The 17,064-nt window shown below is 50.9% G+C and carries 24 protein-coding genes; all 24 read right to left on the reverse strand.

Going from position 1 to position 17,064, the window contains the following annotated elements:
- Positions 1-59: 59 nt before the first annotated feature.
- Positions 60-434: a hypothetical protein gene (locus tag ACLHV8_RS25745; protein WP_000868821.1), complete on the reverse strand. Its 375-nt coding sequence runs from the start codon at positions 432-434 to the stop codon at positions 60-62.
- A 246-nt stretch (positions 435-680) separates the two neighbouring features.
- Positions 681-920 (reverse strand): permease, encoded by a 240-nt coding sequence (locus ACLHV8_RS25750; RefSeq protein WP_000714162.1) that lies wholly within the window; start codon positions 918-920, stop codon positions 681-683.
- Between the two features lie 72 nt (positions 921-992).
- A complete protein-coding gene (locus tag ACLHV8_RS25755; RefSeq protein ID WP_000268337.1) occupies positions 993-1,271 on the reverse strand; it encodes a hypothetical protein in 279 nt (92 codons plus the stop codon).
- Positions 1,258-2,985, reverse strand: a complete 1,728-nt coding sequence (locus ACLHV8_RS25760; protein ID WP_000122923.1) for a toprim domain-containing protein — start codon at positions 2,983-2,985, stop codon at positions 1,258-1,260. Before ACLHV8_RS25760 ends, ACLHV8_RS25755 begins: the two co-directional genes overlap by 14 nt.
- 177 nt (positions 2,986-3,162) lie before the next feature.
- The gene (locus ACLHV8_RS25765; RefSeq protein WP_001077335.1) at positions 3,163-3,549 is read right to left on the reverse strand and encodes a hypothetical protein; all 387 of its coding nucleotides are present in this window, start codon (positions 3,547-3,549) and stop codon (positions 3,163-3,165) included.
- Positions 3,550-4,006: 457 nt separating this feature from the next.
- Positions 4,007-4,858 carry a hypothetical protein gene (locus ACLHV8_RS25770; RefSeq protein WP_000595210.1) on the reverse strand — a complete coding sequence of 284 codons (852 nt, stop codon included), beginning with the start codon at positions 4,856-4,858 and terminating at the stop codon, positions 4,007-4,009.
- Positions 4,859-4,932: 74 nt separating this feature from the next.
- Positions 4,933-5,490, reverse strand: coding sequence for a pyruvate dehydrogenase (locus ACLHV8_RS25775; protein WP_000064431.1), 558 nt, complete (start codon positions 5,488-5,490; stop codon positions 4,933-4,935).
- Between the two features lie 73 nt (positions 5,491-5,563).
- The gene (locus ACLHV8_RS25780) at positions 5,564-5,782 is read right to left on the reverse strand and encodes a hypothetical protein (RefSeq protein ID WP_000260293.1); all 219 of its coding nucleotides are present in this window, start codon (positions 5,780-5,782) and stop codon (positions 5,564-5,566) included.
- A 13-nt stretch (positions 5,783-5,795) separates the two neighbouring features.
- Positions 5,796-6,065 carry a hypothetical protein gene (locus ACLHV8_RS25785; RefSeq protein ID WP_000184110.1) on the reverse strand — a complete coding sequence of 90 codons (270 nt, stop codon included), beginning with the start codon at positions 6,063-6,065 and terminating at the stop codon, positions 5,796-5,798.
- Positions 6,058-6,663, reverse strand: coding sequence for a 5'-deoxynucleotidase (gene yfbR, locus ACLHV8_RS25790; RefSeq protein ID WP_000071870.1), 606 nt, complete (start codon positions 6,661-6,663; stop codon positions 6,058-6,060). The genes ACLHV8_RS25785 and yfbR overlap by 8 nt, the downstream gene beginning before the upstream one ends.
- A gap of 71 nt (positions 6,664-6,734) precedes the next feature.
- Complete coding sequence (locus tag ACLHV8_RS25795; RefSeq protein WP_000050848.1) at positions 6,735-6,938, reverse strand: hypothetical protein; 204 nt, start codon at positions 6,936-6,938, stop codon at positions 6,735-6,737.
- Positions 6,939-7,139: 201 nt separating this feature from the next.
- Positions 7,140-9,593: a phosphoadenosine phosphosulfate reductase gene (locus ACLHV8_RS25800; protein ID WP_001187970.1), complete on the reverse strand. Its 2,454-nt coding sequence runs from the start codon at positions 9,591-9,593 to the stop codon at positions 7,140-7,142.
- A gap of 87 nt (positions 9,594-9,680) precedes the next feature.
- The gene (locus ACLHV8_RS25805; RefSeq protein ID WP_000042274.1) at positions 9,681-10,067 is read right to left on the reverse strand and encodes a hypothetical protein; all 387 of its coding nucleotides are present in this window, start codon (positions 10,065-10,067) and stop codon (positions 9,681-9,683) included.
- A 232-nt stretch (positions 10,068-10,299) separates the two neighbouring features.
- Positions 10,300-10,854 (reverse strand): hypothetical protein, encoded by a 555-nt coding sequence (locus tag ACLHV8_RS25810; protein WP_001093868.1) that lies wholly within the window; start codon positions 10,852-10,854, stop codon positions 10,300-10,302.
- 73 nt (positions 10,855-10,927) lie between these two features.
- Positions 10,928-11,359: a hypothetical protein gene (locus ACLHV8_RS25815; protein ID WP_000687894.1), complete on the reverse strand. Its 432-nt coding sequence runs from the start codon at positions 11,357-11,359 to the stop codon at positions 10,928-10,930.
- Positions 11,360-11,419: 60 nt separating this feature from the next.
- Positions 11,420-13,045 (reverse strand): DNA cytosine methyltransferase, encoded by a 1,626-nt coding sequence (locus ACLHV8_RS25820; protein WP_000201432.1) that lies wholly within the window; start codon positions 13,043-13,045, stop codon positions 11,420-11,422.
- Positions 13,046-13,122: 77 nt separating this feature from the next.
- Positions 13,123-13,425, reverse strand: a complete 303-nt coding sequence (locus tag ACLHV8_RS25825) for a hypothetical protein (RefSeq protein WP_000410925.1) — start codon at positions 13,423-13,425, stop codon at positions 13,123-13,125.
- 77 nt (positions 13,426-13,502) lie between these two features.
- Positions 13,503-13,847 (reverse strand): hypothetical protein, encoded by a 345-nt coding sequence (locus ACLHV8_RS25830; RefSeq protein ID WP_000209093.1) that lies wholly within the window; start codon positions 13,845-13,847, stop codon positions 13,503-13,505.
- Between the two features lie 191 nt (positions 13,848-14,038).
- Positions 14,039-14,392, reverse strand: coding sequence for a hypothetical protein (locus ACLHV8_RS25835; protein WP_000994741.1), 354 nt, complete (start codon positions 14,390-14,392; stop codon positions 14,039-14,041).
- Between the two features lie 68 nt (positions 14,393-14,460).
- A complete protein-coding gene (locus ACLHV8_RS25840) occupies positions 14,461-14,652 on the reverse strand; it encodes a hypothetical protein (RefSeq protein WP_000651508.1) in 192 nt (63 codons plus the stop codon).
- A 337-nt stretch (positions 14,653-14,989) separates the two neighbouring features.
- On the reverse strand, positions 14,990-15,442 hold the full coding sequence (locus ACLHV8_RS25845; protein WP_001176699.1) for a hypothetical protein: 453 nt from the start codon (positions 15,440-15,442) through the stop codon (positions 14,990-14,992).
- Positions 15,432-15,821 (reverse strand): hypothetical protein, encoded by a 390-nt coding sequence (locus ACLHV8_RS25850; protein WP_000026577.1) that lies wholly within the window; start codon positions 15,819-15,821, stop codon positions 15,432-15,434. Before ACLHV8_RS25850 ends, ACLHV8_RS25845 begins: the two co-directional genes overlap by 11 nt.
- 61 nt (positions 15,822-15,882) lie before the next feature.
- On the reverse strand, positions 15,883-16,107 hold the full coding sequence (gene yfaE, locus ACLHV8_RS25855) for a class I ribonucleotide reductase maintenance protein YfaE (protein WP_001102700.1): 225 nt from the start codon (positions 16,105-16,107) through the stop codon (positions 15,883-15,885).
- A 65-nt stretch (positions 16,108-16,172) separates the two neighbouring features.
- Positions 16,173-17,057, reverse strand: a complete 885-nt coding sequence (locus ACLHV8_RS25860) for a hypothetical protein (protein WP_000477209.1) — start codon at positions 17,055-17,057, stop codon at positions 16,173-16,175.
- Between the last annotated feature and the right edge of the window lie 7 nt (positions 17,058-17,064).

Here is a 17,064-nt window from a genome sequence, read left to right on the forward strand (position 1 = left end):
TCGTTAGGGTTCATTTAGATGCTACCACGGGTTTTAAAAATGCAACCCCTAGTGCCACTCTATTTGTGGTCCCAAGTATTTTTATAAGCTCGGGCTAGGCGTTTCTCTATCACTTCTGACAAATTGCAACCATCGACTTCTGCCAACCGCTTCAAAATCCTGTGGGCTTTATCGCTTATAGTTATGCTTTTACCAACACCATATCCCCTTCTGCGACGTTGCCTAATTGATGTCCCGAGTTTATTGATTTGCTCTGCTGTCAGATATTTATTAATCCATTCAGTGAGTTCTGATGGTGATCGCCCCATGCTGTTCAGGCTGTCCACGGCTTCAAGTTTCTTATCGAATGGGACGTCACGCCAGAAAGCTGGGCGCGAAGCAGCTCTGAGGAGATAGATCGCCGTAGCCTGAGCATCTTCATTGGATACTTTCAAAAAAACACCTTTACCGTTACATGTCACACCAACTTCATCGTGACATGTAACACTTCAAACTGCAAGTATAAAAAAAGGCCAGCTATTGCTGGCCTTTACGTTCATTATCGCAGTTACTCTTTAGGCGTTGTGATGCTTTTTTTCCTTCTGTTTCTCATGGTAGAGATACAGACTGCCGCCAGTGACGACAGTGAAAAAAATGAGCAACCCCAACATGCCTAATGTGAAAGCGTCCATTTGACCCCCTTAGGAATTGCTGACCTTGGTTAAGATTATACCATAGATCCACAGGATAACCCCAATGACCAACACCAAACCGGCTTCTTTGACGGTTATAGTGTCCCCAGATACAGCCAATCCTACAATACCGACACCGATGGCTGTTACGGCGACCTTACGCAGGTCTTCACCGATAGCTCCCAGAGTCTTCTTGTCAGGAGAGAAAAGACGCACAAACCACGTCTTAATACGCAAAAACTTTTTCATGATTACCTCCATAGTTGAAGAGGAGGCGAATCATGCCCGAGAGGGCATGAACACCCCCTCAGGGTTAAAGTTTTAGGCAGACAAAGCTGTTGGCTTCGCCTTGTTCATCTTCATTGAGTTAATGATCTTCGTCGCTTCATCAGCAAACGGGCCAGTAACTTGGATAGGCTCCCTTCTTGCGAAGGAGGCTGTCACCATCATTCTCTGGCCGTGCATCAGATGACGATACCGAGACCGCATAAGCTCAACGTAGGCCGCAGAGTCCCCCTCCCACCCCTCAGGGGGAGAAAAGGGGCACACCGCGTCGTTACCAGGCGTTGTATCAACCTTCGAGACATCAATGACGGCCATACTCAGCTCTCCTTCTCGCAATGAAATCGCGCAGGTAGCGAGCATTCGGGAAACCGAGGCTTCCCTGACTCATCAGGACATCGTTCCAGTCAATCCCTTTCGCTCTGGGCGGGATCGGGAGTTTAGGCAGCAGGACGTACACACGAATGCCGCGCTTCTCCAGCTTGGCTTTCAGCACGTTCGCTGACTTCTCACCAGTCACAGACTTATCTTTGTCAGCCCAGATCAGTACGGTGTGAACACCTTCTGGAACCTCGAAGGACTCCATCAGGGTCGCATTGACCGTTGACCAAACCGGGATTTGAGTGACTCGATAAGCTGACAGGGCTGTTTCCAGCCCTTCTGCAACACCCAGGATACCCTCAGTCGGTTCACCGAGGCGGATGGCCGCGCCATTGACATCCAAACCGTCAGGAATGGGCATCATCTTCTTGGCGTTGCCGACCTTGGCTTTTTTACCGTTTTGGGTGAGATAGGTGCGGTGGAGCGTTACCAGGTTGCCTTCCACATCTCGGATAGCGCAGACGATAGCCGGGAATTTCCCAACTTCATTGCCATCTTCGTCGTAGTAGGCCATAGCCGGATTGAACCGCAGACAGTCTGTTTTTTCTACTTCATCAACCTTGAACAGAAGCTCGCGGTTTTTGAAGTACAGACGCATTGGCTCAGTCACATGACTGGAGAACGGCAAACACTCGTTCCATACCTTCTCGATTTTCTCACGGAGACGAGCACTGTAAGCGCGTTCGCGCTCCATTCTCTTCTCCATTTCTTCTTGGAGCTCAAGCAGCCAAGGCTTAGGTTGTTCACGAAACATCGGAACAACTTTCGGCTTGTTTTCGCTGCTTTGCTCTTCCGGTTGTGTGGCCGCATGTTGTACTTGCGGTGCCGGAGCTTCTACCGTGCGGTTGACCACAGGGGCCGACTCAACATGGTGACTCACCGGCTCAACACCACCGTTCGAGCGAGCGCGGAACTGCGTTACCGTAGCGCCGCGACGTTCCACCAGCCAGGTGTTGCGATGCGTTTGCATAGGTTGTTCTCTCACAACATTCCCCTGCTCGTCCTTAACTTCAACGACGACAGTTACAGGCTCGCGCCCGAGGTTTGTCATGACGATCTCATCCCCATACTTGGCTTCACTTTCACCAATGGCTCTTTCAAGATCCACGCCCCAGATGGTGCGTTCCAAACCGCTCTTGTCACGGATGAAGGCAAAGTAGCTGAGCTCGTTGTCTTCGTTATGCTCATAAGGAGCTTTACCGTGGGCAATCAGAGTACCGGCAATGGATTTTTTACGATTCTTGGAATCGAGAACCTTGTTATTCACCTTCATAGGCTCTTGCTGAACAGGCGCTTTGGCCTGGACAGGAGCTCGTGTCGGTGCAGCGGCTTGTTGATACTGGGGTTGCTCTTTCTCAACGCCCAGATAATCACCAACCTCGCTCAGGCACTGTTTAAAGTCCCAGTTATTGAGCCACATCAGCAGCTCAAAACCATCATGATTGGCACCGCATGTATTGCATACGCCGCCACCAGTCAGGTGGGCATCCTTGAACAGTCGGAAGCCATCTTTCCCGCCGTGGATAGGACAAGAAACATGACGACCAGGTTTACGGAGAGCTGGTTCAAGATGGGGCGCTAGGGCCGCCAGGATGAATAGCCAGTTTCCGTTTGCAGCTTCACGAACGGTGTCAGCTTTGTAGTAAGACATAGGTTTTCTCCTTAGCGTGAACCCCAGCATCGAGGCTTCCTTAAACCCCCGTCGCCAGGGTTTTAAGGAAACCCCGACACCGGGAGAATGTGCCAAGGAGGCTCCCCAGCCGGGGAGAACTCCCCGGCGAGGGGTTTAAAAAGGTCGCCCCCGAAACGGAGGCGAATTTTGTGAATATCACAAGCACAAATGAGTGCCATCTTCCGAGGCCATCATGATTGTGACATCTGCGGTTACAGGATCTGACTTAATCACAACCTCAGTGGGTTTGAAAAAGCCATCTACAGTGGGCATGGGGTAATAAAGACGAATCTTTCCCCAATTCTTGTTGTCGGTAAAAGCGACCTTTGTTTGAGCAACACAAAGCTGCAAAAACATGAAAAGGAAGTCTTCTACCGAGTGCTTACCATCTGCACCAAATACTCCATCGACAATTGCCGGGGTCACTGCCACATTGGTCAGGAAACCAGCTTGTTTACCGATGGAAGATTGGTCCACCAGCAGACCATCATTGATGGCTTGTTGACGGATTTGGGCGAGGTCCAATTTAGCTACTTGGTTCATAAGGTGTACTCCAAAGTTAATGGGTACACCTACCCCGTGCGGGGAAGTGTACCCGCATGGGTTATTGAAAGGTCACGGCCAAAGCCGAGCTTTAAGGTTCCGAGTTTTACGCTGGCTGAATGCGCCAAAGAACGGTCGGAGGAAACGAGTCAGCGACACGCTTCACATTCGCGTAAAGAGTGTCCTTAAAGACACGCTCTAAGCGACGACCACCTTGACGATAAACCAACTTAAAGTCTTGGAATTTGTTCATGGATACCTCCAGAAATAACGGGAGGTATCTCCAGCAGGAGATAGACTCCCGCAGGGATTAATAAATTAACGTTAATTTGCTGTTTGTTTTTGGCGACCAGCTATCGCACGCTTTCGCCCTCAGGGAGGACAAAATCTGCTTACTGATGGCTTAACCATGAGTAAGAAGACTTGGGAAGTAAAGCAGGGGTTTCCCCCTGCCTTGTTATGCCGCTTTGAGGTGGCGAGAGAAAAAGTCCCTGGTTTGCTGGATAGCGCCCCGGAGAAGTTCTCGTCTGTAGCCAGCGTAGCTCTTGTCATCACTGGCAACGGTCAAGCCGTGCAGACTCTCTTCACCCAGGACAATCTCGTTTTCACGAGAGAGTACCTCAACACGTAGGCCAAGCACTCGCTCTTTCCCTTCCAGGATAGAACAAATTGTTTGGTCTCTTACTTCGTCATCCCAGTGGCCCATATCGAAATCCCGCTCAGGGAGTTCAGTAACACGCACCAGGTAGTTTTCAGTGGCCCGTTCCCAAACCACTTCATCTTCGCATGGAGAGGCCTCGATCAGCGAGTACCCGTCCGCTTCGAGCTTCTTGGAAAGACTTTTTACATCATCCGCCAGCTCCAGCACAAAGCGTTCCCAGAGGTCTTGCCAGCGCTCGACCATATCCTGGTTAATCCCTTCAATGCCGGTGCCAATCATGGAATCATCATCAGGGAAGATCCCTGTGAAGTCCACGTTGTCGTCGATGTTCATGCAGTTCCAATGGCTGTAGTGATGCCCGTGACTATTCCGAGTAATGGACAGGTCACAGGAACCATATTCGCGGAGGACAGAAAGCATATTCTCAATGTCTTTCTGTGCCATCAGGTTCTTCACGCGGCTGACAGCATCCACTTGGCCGGGCTCAGTGCTGAATAGGCGATTCATGAGAGCTTTGACGTCATCAACGCTCAAATCCCCGTAGAAGGCTACGCCATCCCCCTGGCAGTATCCGAGACTGTACTCAATCGTCAGATCATCCGGGTATCCACACTTAACCAGTTCGTTTTGAAAATGCTGTTTAATCATTGGTATCTCCTTAATTTCAGAGGGAGACACCATCCCCTCAGGGACCGATGTCCCCCGTGGGGTTAATGTTTGGGTTAAGAAGCCTTGCGGTTTAATTCAGTATCAAATCGAGGACCTTTGAGAACCGCAGTTTTCATAACCTCGAAGTTTCTTGGGTAACGCAGCTTTGAAACTGCGCCAGCTCGGATGTCGGCAGCCTCACTTGGAGAGACTAGCCTTAACCCTTCGCTGGTTTCAGCGTAGAACCAACCGGCATAACGCTCATAGGCATTCTGCTGGTACTGTTCAGTCGCCATATTCTTCCGGATCGCCTCTGTTAAGGCCTCAACAACACCGTCATCTTTCGTGATGATGTTGAAAACATGAGAGACGGTCAGGAAGTTCCCAAAGAAGCAGGCTGCCCCAAGCCAAGGCTGGAACATTTCGCCATTTCGCCCCGTCCTCACCATTGGTTCAAACGGGTATGGGCGATAACAGTGATACTGCTCAAACATCGGGTCAAGAACGTTGTCACCCAGGACATCCAGTAAAGTCTGAATGCTGTCCGGGTCTTGGCCTGCCCACTTACTCCCATTGCTGAGAATCAGTGTTTTACCGTCAGTACGCTCCAGAGCTTGTTCAAAGTTAGACATAGTGCATTCCTTTTGGTTAGGACGCACCACACCCTCTCGGGATGATGCGCCCGAGTGGGTTAGTTGAGAAGGCTTAGCCGTCAAGTCCGTAAATTACGGCGGAGCCGGGCTCCATCTCGACAACTTGTGCGCTTCCTTCTTCTATCAGCTCCTGCATGTAACCAGACTCAGCATCCGGATTACGTTCGCAGTGTTCGTCCCAGCGTTTCAAAAGCCCTTCTGTGGCTTGTCCGTGGGTCTCACCAAGGCCGATAAACTCATAGTGTCCTGTGTTTACGATGATCACCACCATAGCTAGTGCTCTCCTACAGGTCACTTGGTACATACAGGTCATCTTTGATGGCAGAAAAATCGACAGGAGACTGGTCCCCATAGGTTCGATTCACGCCACCAGCATCATCGACACTGACAAAAACCGTGCGGAGTAAACCGCTGGGCTTTGCAGGGTAAACGATGCTGACATGCTGACCTTTGTACTGTTCTGACAAAGTGCTTTGAAGCTCATCAACCGAACGGAATTTCCGGTCGCGGCCAAAGTCCTTAATCTTGATGTCGCCAGGGATTGGATTAGTCATCGTTACCCCCTGCCAGCAGTTTATCTACTGAATGGCCGAGTCCGTTACCAAACCATTTGTCCAGAGCGTCGATTTCCGGGAAGTCCGATTTCACCTGAGCAACAACACGTTCCATTTTGCTGAGAGCATCCTGGAACTCAAGGCCATTACCTGCGGCCACCTCAAGTTTGCACTTGATGTAAGCGGAGTAGGTATCACAGGCCTTAACCAGTGATTGTTCATAGCCACCGGGAGCGAAGGCTATGGCGACTGCATCCTGGAGTTCTTCGGGAAGAGTCTGGATGAGTTTGTCCTCTGCGGCCTTTTCCAGTCGTTCAAACTCACGCTGCAAAACAGCGTTTGCTTTCTTGACCGGTGTTACAACATCCGAACAGAGAACCTCGGCTGCATCATGCAACGAAGCATGAGCAAGCATGACTGCCAGATCCACCGACTTCCCTTGCTGAATGGCAATATTGCCAGCCAGGTAGGAAAGCAGGGTAACAACAGCGCTGTGTTCCAACACAGACTCCGGTTGAACAGAGTGCATCAGTGACCAGCGTTTGATCAGGCGTTGGCGCAAGGCCAGAGCTAGAAAGCCGAAATTTGAATTAGACATAGTGCCTCCAAAATTGGTTGGAGGTACACCAAAGCCGACCGGGCCTTGGTGTACCCGGTTGGGTTACTTAGTTATCTCGGGTCAAGCTGCTTAGCTATAGCGAGTAAAAACGGATGGAATGGATGATCTTGCGGGACACCCCCAACAAGCTCACGGGCTAAACCGACTGAGTTTGTAGCCAACACCTCTTTGACGGCCAGAATGATTTCATTGTCGATTTCATCCTGGGTCTTTCGTTGTTGGTCCACCAGCCGACTTAACTTGTCTAGGCTCATGCTTCTCTCCTTTGTTTGTGGGAGAGAACCCAGGAGGGGTTTCCTCCCGAGGGGTTAGGTTATTGCTGTTTTGGGCCAGCTACCGTTATAGCCAGCAAGCGCTGACAATGAACAAAGAGTATGACAGCCACCTAAAAGGGTAAAACGCTGTAATTGCCCTTTTGGGGTGCAAAAGAAAAAGCCCTCCCGAAGGAGGGCTTTTTATGCGGCCAAGGACAAGCCTTGCTGTCCTCTTTGCAACTCTGTGTCGTCGCGGCGATGTAAGCGTTGAACCGCCTTGATCATCGTTCTGACATGTCGCTCCAAAGAGGCTGGATGGCGTTTTGACAGTAGGTTGATCCAGTCGAGATAGATAGCAAGCGCGGAACCTTCGGTTAGGGCTGCCTGTATCGCCTCATACTGCCCTACGGCACTCTGGACCACATCATTCACCCACTGGGCGTCAGTATTGTCCAAGAGCTCGCAGAGGGCCGTATAAGCCTTCCTTCTGGTCGCGGCCATGTAACGACGAATGTTGGCGTTTCCGCTCCCCTCTCGCCCTTCCATGACGCTCATACAGAATGCGCTGGAGTAACAAAGCATCGCGTCAGTCACGTAGTTAAACCATCGCTCCTGATGCCGTTTCTGTTCTTCCATTGCTTCCTGGTCAAGTTGCTTCTCGATGAACAACCCCGTCGGAGTACGGTGGTGCAGATGGTACTTGAACGTTAAGTGCAAGTTGACCCACCAGCGTACCGTTGCCAGTCTTCCCTTGATTTTTCGCTTCACCAGATCTTTGTACTTAGCATCGCTAAGCACTTTGACATCCTTGCGCTGTTGGATTCCTTCCATCGTCTGTAGCCCTGTAAGGCCCATCTGGTGGTAGGTTTGACCTCTTTGCATCATACGGTGATACAAAGCGCCTTTTCCTTTCGCAAGCTGGATTGCTCCGAACCGAAGGTAGAACTGCGCTGCACTACCGGGCGTATAATGTCCCTTTAGTACAGACTCCCTTAGTCGCGGGTATTCGTTCCAGATGATGAACGCAGCGGAGTCGGGATCGACTTTCACTTCATCATCTTCTGCGAAGCAAACCACCCTTCTCTTTCCGTCTGCGGTATTGATCACTTGCGCTGCCAACGGGTCATCCCCGCCGTCAAAGTAAGCCATTTCCGCTAACGGATCGGCCAAGCCATCAGAAAGCGAACCATCGCCCCAGCGACCAACCTTCAACCACAATGGCTTCGGAATTGGTGACTGAGGAACGGTTTCACACTGCGGCTCGTCTTCCAGCAAGTCCAGATCACCCATCGACCAAACCCTGTGGTAAATCTCCAGGGCATGGAAAGGCTTATCATTGAAATGATGGAAGGCCCACATGAAGTCGATATGGACTAAAGCCTCTTCCGATATGATCCGGAATTGTGGCTCTGCCATTCGACGGTTCCAGTCGTTATCCTCTGCTTGACCAGTAGCCAGCTTGTATGCCAGCTCATCAGCTCTCTTTTGCTCCATGTAGTCCATGCTGCAACAGACATGAAGCAATCGTTCTAGGAAAACAGGACTGTAAACGTCCGGCTGTATTTTGATGTATCCGCCCTCGTAAATCGTTCGACCTACGGGATGGCGGTCTTCCCATGCGTACCGGCGTTTTGCCAAGTAGCGCTGGATGCGGTTCAGCCCCGACATATAGCCATGCCTTTCAGGGTCCGTGGCAAGCAACGTCTCCATTGACTTATCCAACCCAACAGCCTGGCAAGCCCAGCAACCGAAGCGAGCGCCACAGGCGTCACTGGCCTTCTTCTCTGTTGCCGACCACACGCACTCCCCTGTTGCCGCCTTGTAAAGCTCTGCCGTAGTGACATTGCTCTCCAAGTAACTTGGCAGAGGATATGCTGAGCCCATGCCAGCGGATAGTAAGAACTCCCAGACATCACTCGCCAACCAGTTTTTCACCACATACAGCTCACCCCCATCTTTCGTCTTAATGACGCGATCTGAGCTTCCTCGCTGTTTTGCAATGTTGGCCGCACGAATAGTGCTTTCAGCATCACGACTGCCCAGCAAAAGGCAGACTTTCTGTCGAACCTCTTTGGGAAGCTCTCGCATATAAGCTGCCTTCGCTCTTTTGGCAGAGGTGATTTTTAAATCCTGGCTACACTGGCGGGCCGTGGAGTTGGAAAACGTAGGCAACCCCCTCCCAGTAAGGATTCGGCCCGTCCAACTCTGCGAGATCCCAGGCTTTGCTAGAACGATGGTCAGAGGAAGGTTTTCCTTCGCAATGAAACGCTCCAGCTCGGCCAGTTTCTGATCCGCCAGCCACCTTACCTCTGGGCTTTCGATCAGTGTGTCAGTGTGCAAGATGAAGTGGTGCTGGCTGATGGTCGCCCCACTCCTTACAGCCCGGATCAGGGCCATCAGGAACAGGTGCAAGACCGTTTCAGAATCTTTACCACTGGAATAGCCGATCATCATGGTCCACCCATCAATTAAGGCCGTGTGAATGGACTCAACCGATGACGTGATCAACGATGACAGACTGGTTCCTCTACTGGCATCAACGAAGTTCAAATCCTCGTTATCAGTCAGTTCTGACCAAACAGAATCCCACTTATCCCCACGCAAAAGCACTGGGATGGGTTGTTCTGATAGATCAAAGTTTAATGTTTGTTGCATAGGGCCTCCTGGATTAGCAGGGTGCCCATCCCTTCCGGGAAAGCACCCCGGTAGGGTTAAAATTGAATCCTGGCTATCAGACCTGAACTAGCTGCTACTCGACATCTGGTTGTCTTCGTATTGCTGCTTGGCCTGTTTCACCAGATCAATGTCACCGTCTTGCAGCTTTTGAATATCAAGCTGTAGACGAGCCTTGTGTTTCAACAGTTCAGCGACCGCATTATCAATGTGATCAATGAGCGATTGGTTTTTTTGGATGGTGTAACTGTTGAGTTCATCGAGCAGGGGCCATGCAACACTCGAATGAGTGTTGAGCAATGGGTACTCTGCTTCGATCTCACAAACCACACCGTTTGCTCCTTCTCTGTAATGAGGGAACCCGACACGCAGACCGATACGACGATCCAGCGCTGCATTTACAGTACATTCCAAAGAAGTTCGGTTTGAAAAAACATCGTTGACGTTTTTAGACATGCTATATCTCCGTTCAGTTTATGACGGAGCCCCCCTAACAGGAGGTGCTCCCGTCAGGGTTGATAATTTGCTGTTTGTTTTTGGCAGCCAGCTACCGCACTTGAGCGCCTAAGGCACTTTCCGAAGCACCCTGGGAAACCGAGATGCTTGGGAAAGCGCGGGGTTTCCCCCTGCGCTGATTACCCTTTTTAAGGGGCCGGTACGCCGATTTCTCGGCGCACTCAGGTTGAAGCTACACAGTCAAGAACCAACGTTTCATAGGGACGGTGATGTCTATCATCCCGTTTCCACATGGATTCTGGCCCCAGAATCTGTAGGTCGTCTCATAGAAGTCAAACTCAGACAAGGACTGAATCTGCGCTTCTGAGATCGGCTCAAATGGTCCACCGCAACCGATGTGCATATTGAGCCCATAATCTCGAAGCTCTAGCTCTCCGAGATTTAGCGTCTTCCCGCCCACACAAGCAACCAAGTTCTGGTTTCTGACGTCGCCTTCTTTGAACAGCAAAGCTGACTCATCGTAGCTCCCATATTGGTTGGTAAACTTCACAATATGCCCGTGCTTAGGTGAGGTTTGTTCCGACAACTCTTTCAGTAATCGCTTTACGCTTTGAAATCTCGCGTACAGAGCTGGCGTAAACTGCCCAGAGTAGTTCAAGTTTGGGCAGATCATTTCAAGCATCTCATCAGGTACAGATTCAAGCCCCATTTGCGCGGCCAATGGCTTCGCCTTTTTCAGACCTTCCTCAAGCACTCTCTGATTTACAAGTTGTTCTAATGTGTTCATTTGACTCTCCACTTTCGAGAGAGCAATGCAAGCCGTCTCCGGACTTACATTGCCCGTTAACGGCTTTATTGGTTTATCCCAAGAGGTACGGAGCTACGCCAGTCAGGAAGCCCATGACTCCCAACACAGCGCCAACCACGCCCAATTTGATTGACAGTTGGACACTTTGATCCGGATGGTTCCAGAACCACTGCCAGACTTCCCAGCGCCTGGCTCTGCGAACCTCAAGATTTACAGTGTCTTTAAAACGAACACCCAGAGCATCTACCGCATCGTAATCCAGCGCGACCGCCAGCTTTGTGATGGATAAATTCCCAGGGTTGCCCATCGCATACCGGAGAACCTTTGCTTTGGTCTCTGGGTTTACGATCATAACCGGCTCCCTCCTGAAAAAACGGGTCTTGTCTTTTCGCTTGGAATCCATGTTGCGGTTATGGAACCTGGCAATGCAGTGTTGAAGGCCTGAATCCTCGGGAGGTAAAGGCACAACAGTTTCGATTTTCATGATTACTCTCCTTTCGGATAGGCCGGAGCAAAGGCCTTTCGGCATTGCCCCGGTGAGTTACTAATGAACCAAAGATGAAGTGACCATGATTGCGTCTCCGGACATCATTACCGGGAGATATTCGCAAGGCTCATGGCCGCAGCTCTTTTTAGTTCCGTTAGGTGAATAGACAGCCAATTGACCATCCATAATGTTGAAGGGCATCCCCTGTTTTTTCGCTGCCGGTGACAGCTTGAGAGTGCCCTTTGCGTCAACCAATGCCGTTGCCCAATGGAAGTCTTCACCACCGATCACCGGCTGTGATTCATCCACGACTTCGACCATGATTGGCATCATTCCAACCCAGCTCCACAGGCTGTTCCCTAATGCGAGGGCTAAAGCCTCGAACGCGGGAAAGACTACCGATTGCCCGAGAATCTGGTGGGCAATAGTGTCCGACAGACCTTGGATGAGTTCCTCTGGTATCCCTTTCACTCGACAATGTTCTGTCGGTGTAAAGATGCGAGACAACTCCGGCTGTTCTGGATGAACAATGAAAGGTTCGGTACTTCTGCATTTTGCATAGTCCTTACCTATGGTGCCGCAAAACTCATCGTCGCCAGTCAGAAGCTGGCGAGAGAACCCCTTGCCAGCAGCTTTGTCTCTCAACTCCTTCTCAGCCAGATAGTCAAATGACTTCCAACGTTCAGAATCGAGCGGAACTGGCTCCAGGATGTCCTGTATGCGACTTTCCTTGGTGCGAACAGGCTGAACCTTCTCAAGTTCAAACCCGTCGATCCCGTGGGAAAGCGCAACAACACAAAGACGCTTGCGGCGCTCAATAACCCCAAACTCATTGCCGTCGAGAATGCGCTCTTGTAGGGAGTAACCCAACGAAGAGAGCACCGAACGAATCACTTCCATCGAAGCGGTGTTCTGGTACTCAGGCACGTTCTCAATCAGCACAACGGCTGGGTTTAGCGCTTCTACGAATTGCAGGAAGTTGAAGAACATGGCACCTGCCGCCTCATGCGATTCGGCAAACTCCAACTTGTTCTTACTGCGACCTGACTTTGACGCGCCGGTACACGGTATGCCCCCCATCAAAACATCCACCTGTGGTGGGCGTTTGCTGAGATTCACAGCCTGGATTGGCGATTCGATAACAATAGAATCTTCGTTCCAAAGCTCCGGGTTATTTGCCAAAGACGAATCGAGATATTTCCCTTCCATCTCCACGGCCACAGATATGGCACTGGCAATTCCCGCCTTGTGAAAACCGGCGTGAATCGCTTTATCAAGCACACCACCCCCATGAAAGAGGCTGCATACCGAAAGCGATTCTCCATTCTCCAGCTTACTGATAAGCCGGTTGACGCGCTCGATCACTCGCTCTTGTTGATGGTGAGCAGAGATCACAATTGCGCCGTTACGGATGAACACGCGGAGCATCTCTACACCGTCAAAAACGGTAGCAAGCTCCTGCACGGTCAGATCGATGATTGGAGACACCCGGCCATTGCGCTCGCGCTTACTGATGGTGAACTTACCCTCCTCTTTGACGCGAAGCACAACCTGGGAATCTTTCAGCTCCAGATCATACTTCATGCCAGGATAGTAACCTTCACGCAGTAGCTTTTGGCCTTCCAGCCAGACGCGCTTCTTGCCTCGATGTTCTCCTAACTTGGTGTTTACGATAGTAGCCATGAGCTCTCTCCTTTCGGTTGAGAGGCCACTACCGTCCCAATCGGGAAGTAATGGCCCCGATGGGTTTAAAGTGGTTCTCAGTTCACAGCGATGCCGTGAGACTGAATGGCATTAGCAAAGCCAGCCATTTGTTCAGGGAAGGTGTAGCGGTTGATGTCCTGGCTGCGAGCCAGATTGACATGCACCTTCTTCACCTTCGTTTCGTCAGAGTCGTACTTTTCAAGCGCCAGCTTCTCAGCTTCTTCCGGATCTCGGCCCAGCGAGTAGGCGTAAATCACAGAGGTGAAGCCAAGTCCTGAGCCGAATGCGTAGACTTGTTTCTCGAAATGGACGTCAGCGAAATAGATGCTGAATCCGGATTTGAGGTTATGTTTTTCCATGATGCACTCCAAATAGTTTGGGGGCGCACCACGTCCCGAACCGGGCGGATGCACCCGGTTTAGGGTTAGTAGATTGCTCAAGCTGTTACGCCAGCCTGAGCCTTTATTGCTTCAAGCACGATCTCTGCTTCCTTGATAGAACCAGTGCTGTACAGCTTATGCAGCACCCGGCCAAGGTTCACAGAGATCTTTTCTTTCACTTGGAGATACTTGACATAGAAGTCATACAGTTTCTCCGCCTGCTCAAGGTGGGACATGCTCTCAACGGGAATGGTATTCCCTGGATTGCAGTACCACTTTCCGAGCACCTTTTGTACAAATCCCTCTTTGTCTCCTACGAACTGATTTGTGCCAAACACCCCACTGGTTGGTGAGCGTTGAATAACAGAAATCGGATTCGCAAAGCTGGCAAGAGTAGTCATAGTTGTGGCTCCATGTTTGTCAGGGAACCACCAGCCCGAGGGGCAGTGATCCCCCAAGGGTTATGTAGAATGCTGTTTGTTTGGGGAGGCCAGCTACCTCACTATTCACTCTCGACAGAGAGCAAAATCTTGCTTTCCGAGGGGCACAAACTTTCACATGTGAAAGTCGATGCCACTGGGAAAGCAGGGGGTTAACCCCCCGCTTTAACCCGCGCTAAGCGGTTTAGGATAGACTTCACGCCTTCCCTTACTCCAGATGGATCGTAACCTGCTTCATCGCAGCAGACCACAAATGAGAATGGATGTACCTCATCGGACATCACCCAAGCCATCGTTTCCTGCTTGATTTCACTTCCAGCTCGACCATCAGCAAGGACTCTAAGGCTATGCCATAAAAGCCCATCACGTAACTGCCTTACCTCATCATCAGTCCATTCAGGCTTTGGCTCAAATGGAATGACTTCTGCGGTCTTCGGCTCTTCATCCAGGAAGAAAAGCGGCAGCTCAAGCTGGTTTTCCTTCTGGATCATCTTCACTGCATTCATGGTGACTCCTTTTACGGGCACCATGCCCCCACAGGGGCATGAAGCCCCCAGTGGGGTTACAGTCATAGTTACTTCACGCCTGCCAGTTGAGAATTGATGTTCTCTTCCAGCCAGCCTTGAAGCGATTCAAGGTCACGTTTGTCTTCCGTATTGCTGGCTTTACGTGCATCTTCCGACACAGCGCTCAACATGGCGTTAGCCTCAGCAAGTGATTCAACATTGTTCCCAGGGAACACAATCGTTTGACTGTGATCTTTCATGGTCTTCTCCTTTGAGAATGGAGGACCGTCTCCCATCAGGAAGAGCGGCCCCGTGGGTTAAAAGTAAAAATCCTCCAGCTCTTCATGGTCAGGCTTTCGCTCAACTGGTCGAAGCAACTCAGCTTCATCAGCGAACTCAAGCTCAGGATGAAAAGCAGGATGAAATCCTCGATGCCAGACTGGACGGTCATTATCGAGGTCTAAGTAGCAGTGCCTCCCACTGGCTGGGTGATAGCAGTAAAGCCACTGTCTACCACTAACGGTAAACGGCTTCTCTGCACCTCCACATGCCGGTACAAGGTTATCTGCTGCTATATGCGCTACAGCATCCATAGGATCAGTCCTCATCTTCGTCATCACGAACACAAAGATCACGAGCAACTATTTCCGCAGCTATCAACGCATAATCGTTGCCCTGCCAGAACCACCGCTCCGCCAGCTCATAGGCTTCGCTGGAAGGTTCGCCATAACCATGAGCCACCACGTAATCGTGGAACACTTCATGATCAAATGCCTTGCCATCAGCTTCCATGAACCAACCGACAGGGCACTCCAGAATGCGATGCCTTACGACATCTCGCTCTGAATACCCCTCTCTGACGGCTTGCTCCAACATTTCCCGCGACATACCAGGAGGAGTGATGATCTCTATGCTGATCCCGTCACTTCCTGCAAGATTGTCCTCGTATGGAAGACCGGCAAGTGTAAGGTGATTGCGCTTGCACCAGCCGATGGTCCGAAGTATCCGACTTTTGTCAGACTCCCTGGCCGTGTATCGGTTAAGCTGCATAGCCACCTCCAGCACACTCCCCATCTTCGATTTCACTTCCGAGCTCGACCATTCCAATCAGGTCAAGCTGGGTCATGTCCGAATCCAGAGAGCAGTCAATTGCTGACTGAATGATGCCTTTGTGGGCCAAGCCTAAAACGGACTTAATAGTCGAAAGCAGAGACTCGGCTTCGCTCTCGATTTGCTCCAGAATGTCTTTCCATTCCCAGTGCTCAAACGGTTGCCAAACGACCAGATCCTCAGGCTCGTCTCCCCGTTCGACACACTCAGACAAATACTCATAAGCCTTGCACCAATTCTCTTGTTGGCCCAGTTCACTGAGCACTAGAGCGGTAGCATGACCGTATGCGATTTGTTCAACTTTGGTATTGATAGACATAGTGTTTCTCCTCGTAATGGATAGAGGAGCCCCACCCGCAGGAAAGGCTCCTCCGGATGGGTTAAATTTCCAAGGTCACATCGGTTTTTGCTTTAGCGCAGCAAACCAACACTTCCCCTTCTTTGACAAATGCGATGGGCGTCTCGTCATAGGCCACTTGACCTTCGAGTAGACGAACCCGGCACATGCCACAAAAGCCACTGCGACAATGCGTTTCAACAGTGAGGCCTTTGCTTTCGATTTGCGCCAACAGCACATTGTTGCTGGCTTGAAGTTGTACGTTCATGGTCACGCTCCTTTGTTGTTGATGAGCGCGACCAATCCCCTCCGGGATGTCACGCCCCGGTTGGGCTACTCAGCAAGTGCATAGACACCTACCTCGATGCGAATAAAGAACCTGGCATCTTGAAGAACTTGCCTGACCTTTGCTTGCCAGTGGTTGTTCTCTCGATGCTTTGCGTAGGGTTCAATCTCTTTGTAAATCTGCTCCAGCTTCAACGTTTTCCCCTGTAGGGTTCGGCGTATTGCAGCTTTCCACGTAGTCGAAACCATATTGGTTGCTCGACGGTGTACGGCAGCAAGAAGACAGAGCGATGAGGCAACGTCGTTACGACGAAACACCAACAGCTTTTCATGGGCGATACGCACCAGCTTCCCGGAATACTGAGTTCGGTCACTCACACAGTTGTGCTGTGTTTTGATGATCTCATCCACCAGCTTCCCAGGTGCGATACGTTCCACAAGGCTGGACAGGTTGAAATAATCCCCATCGCGCCTCAGGTTTCCCATGAGGATTCCGTAATGCCCTCCTCGCTCACAGGCGTCATGAATATTCATAACGGCCAGCTCAAGGGCTTCAACGAACTCAGGCAAATTCATGCGGCTCATATCCCATTTGTTGGGCTCGCCCCACTGCTTACCTGAATACTGGATCATGTCCCAGTAAGGAGGGTGCCACCAGATCAGGTGTGCAGGCTCTCCGAGGAACGAAAGGAAGTCATCCCGCAACAGGTTGAACCCCTGATGCAAGTCTGTCCCTTTGAAACGGACACCAAGTTCATTGGCAACGTCGATGCTAGAGCCACCCCCAACACTTGGGTCTGCCACCAGCCCGTTCGGCTTTCTCATGTAAGACTCAATGAAGTCTTTAACGATAAAGCCCGAGCAGTTGCCTCGGTACTTGTTGTTTCCGTAAGGCCCCCTGTTTTCGTAGGAGCATACTGATGATTTGAACATGGCGTCC

It is taken from the genome of Enterobacter sp. CPE_E863, from assembly GCF_046521465.1.
In the GTDB taxonomy this organism is placed as follows: domain Bacteria; phylum Pseudomonadota; class Gammaproteobacteria; order Enterobacterales; family Enterobacteriaceae; genus Enterobacter; species Enterobacter adelaidei.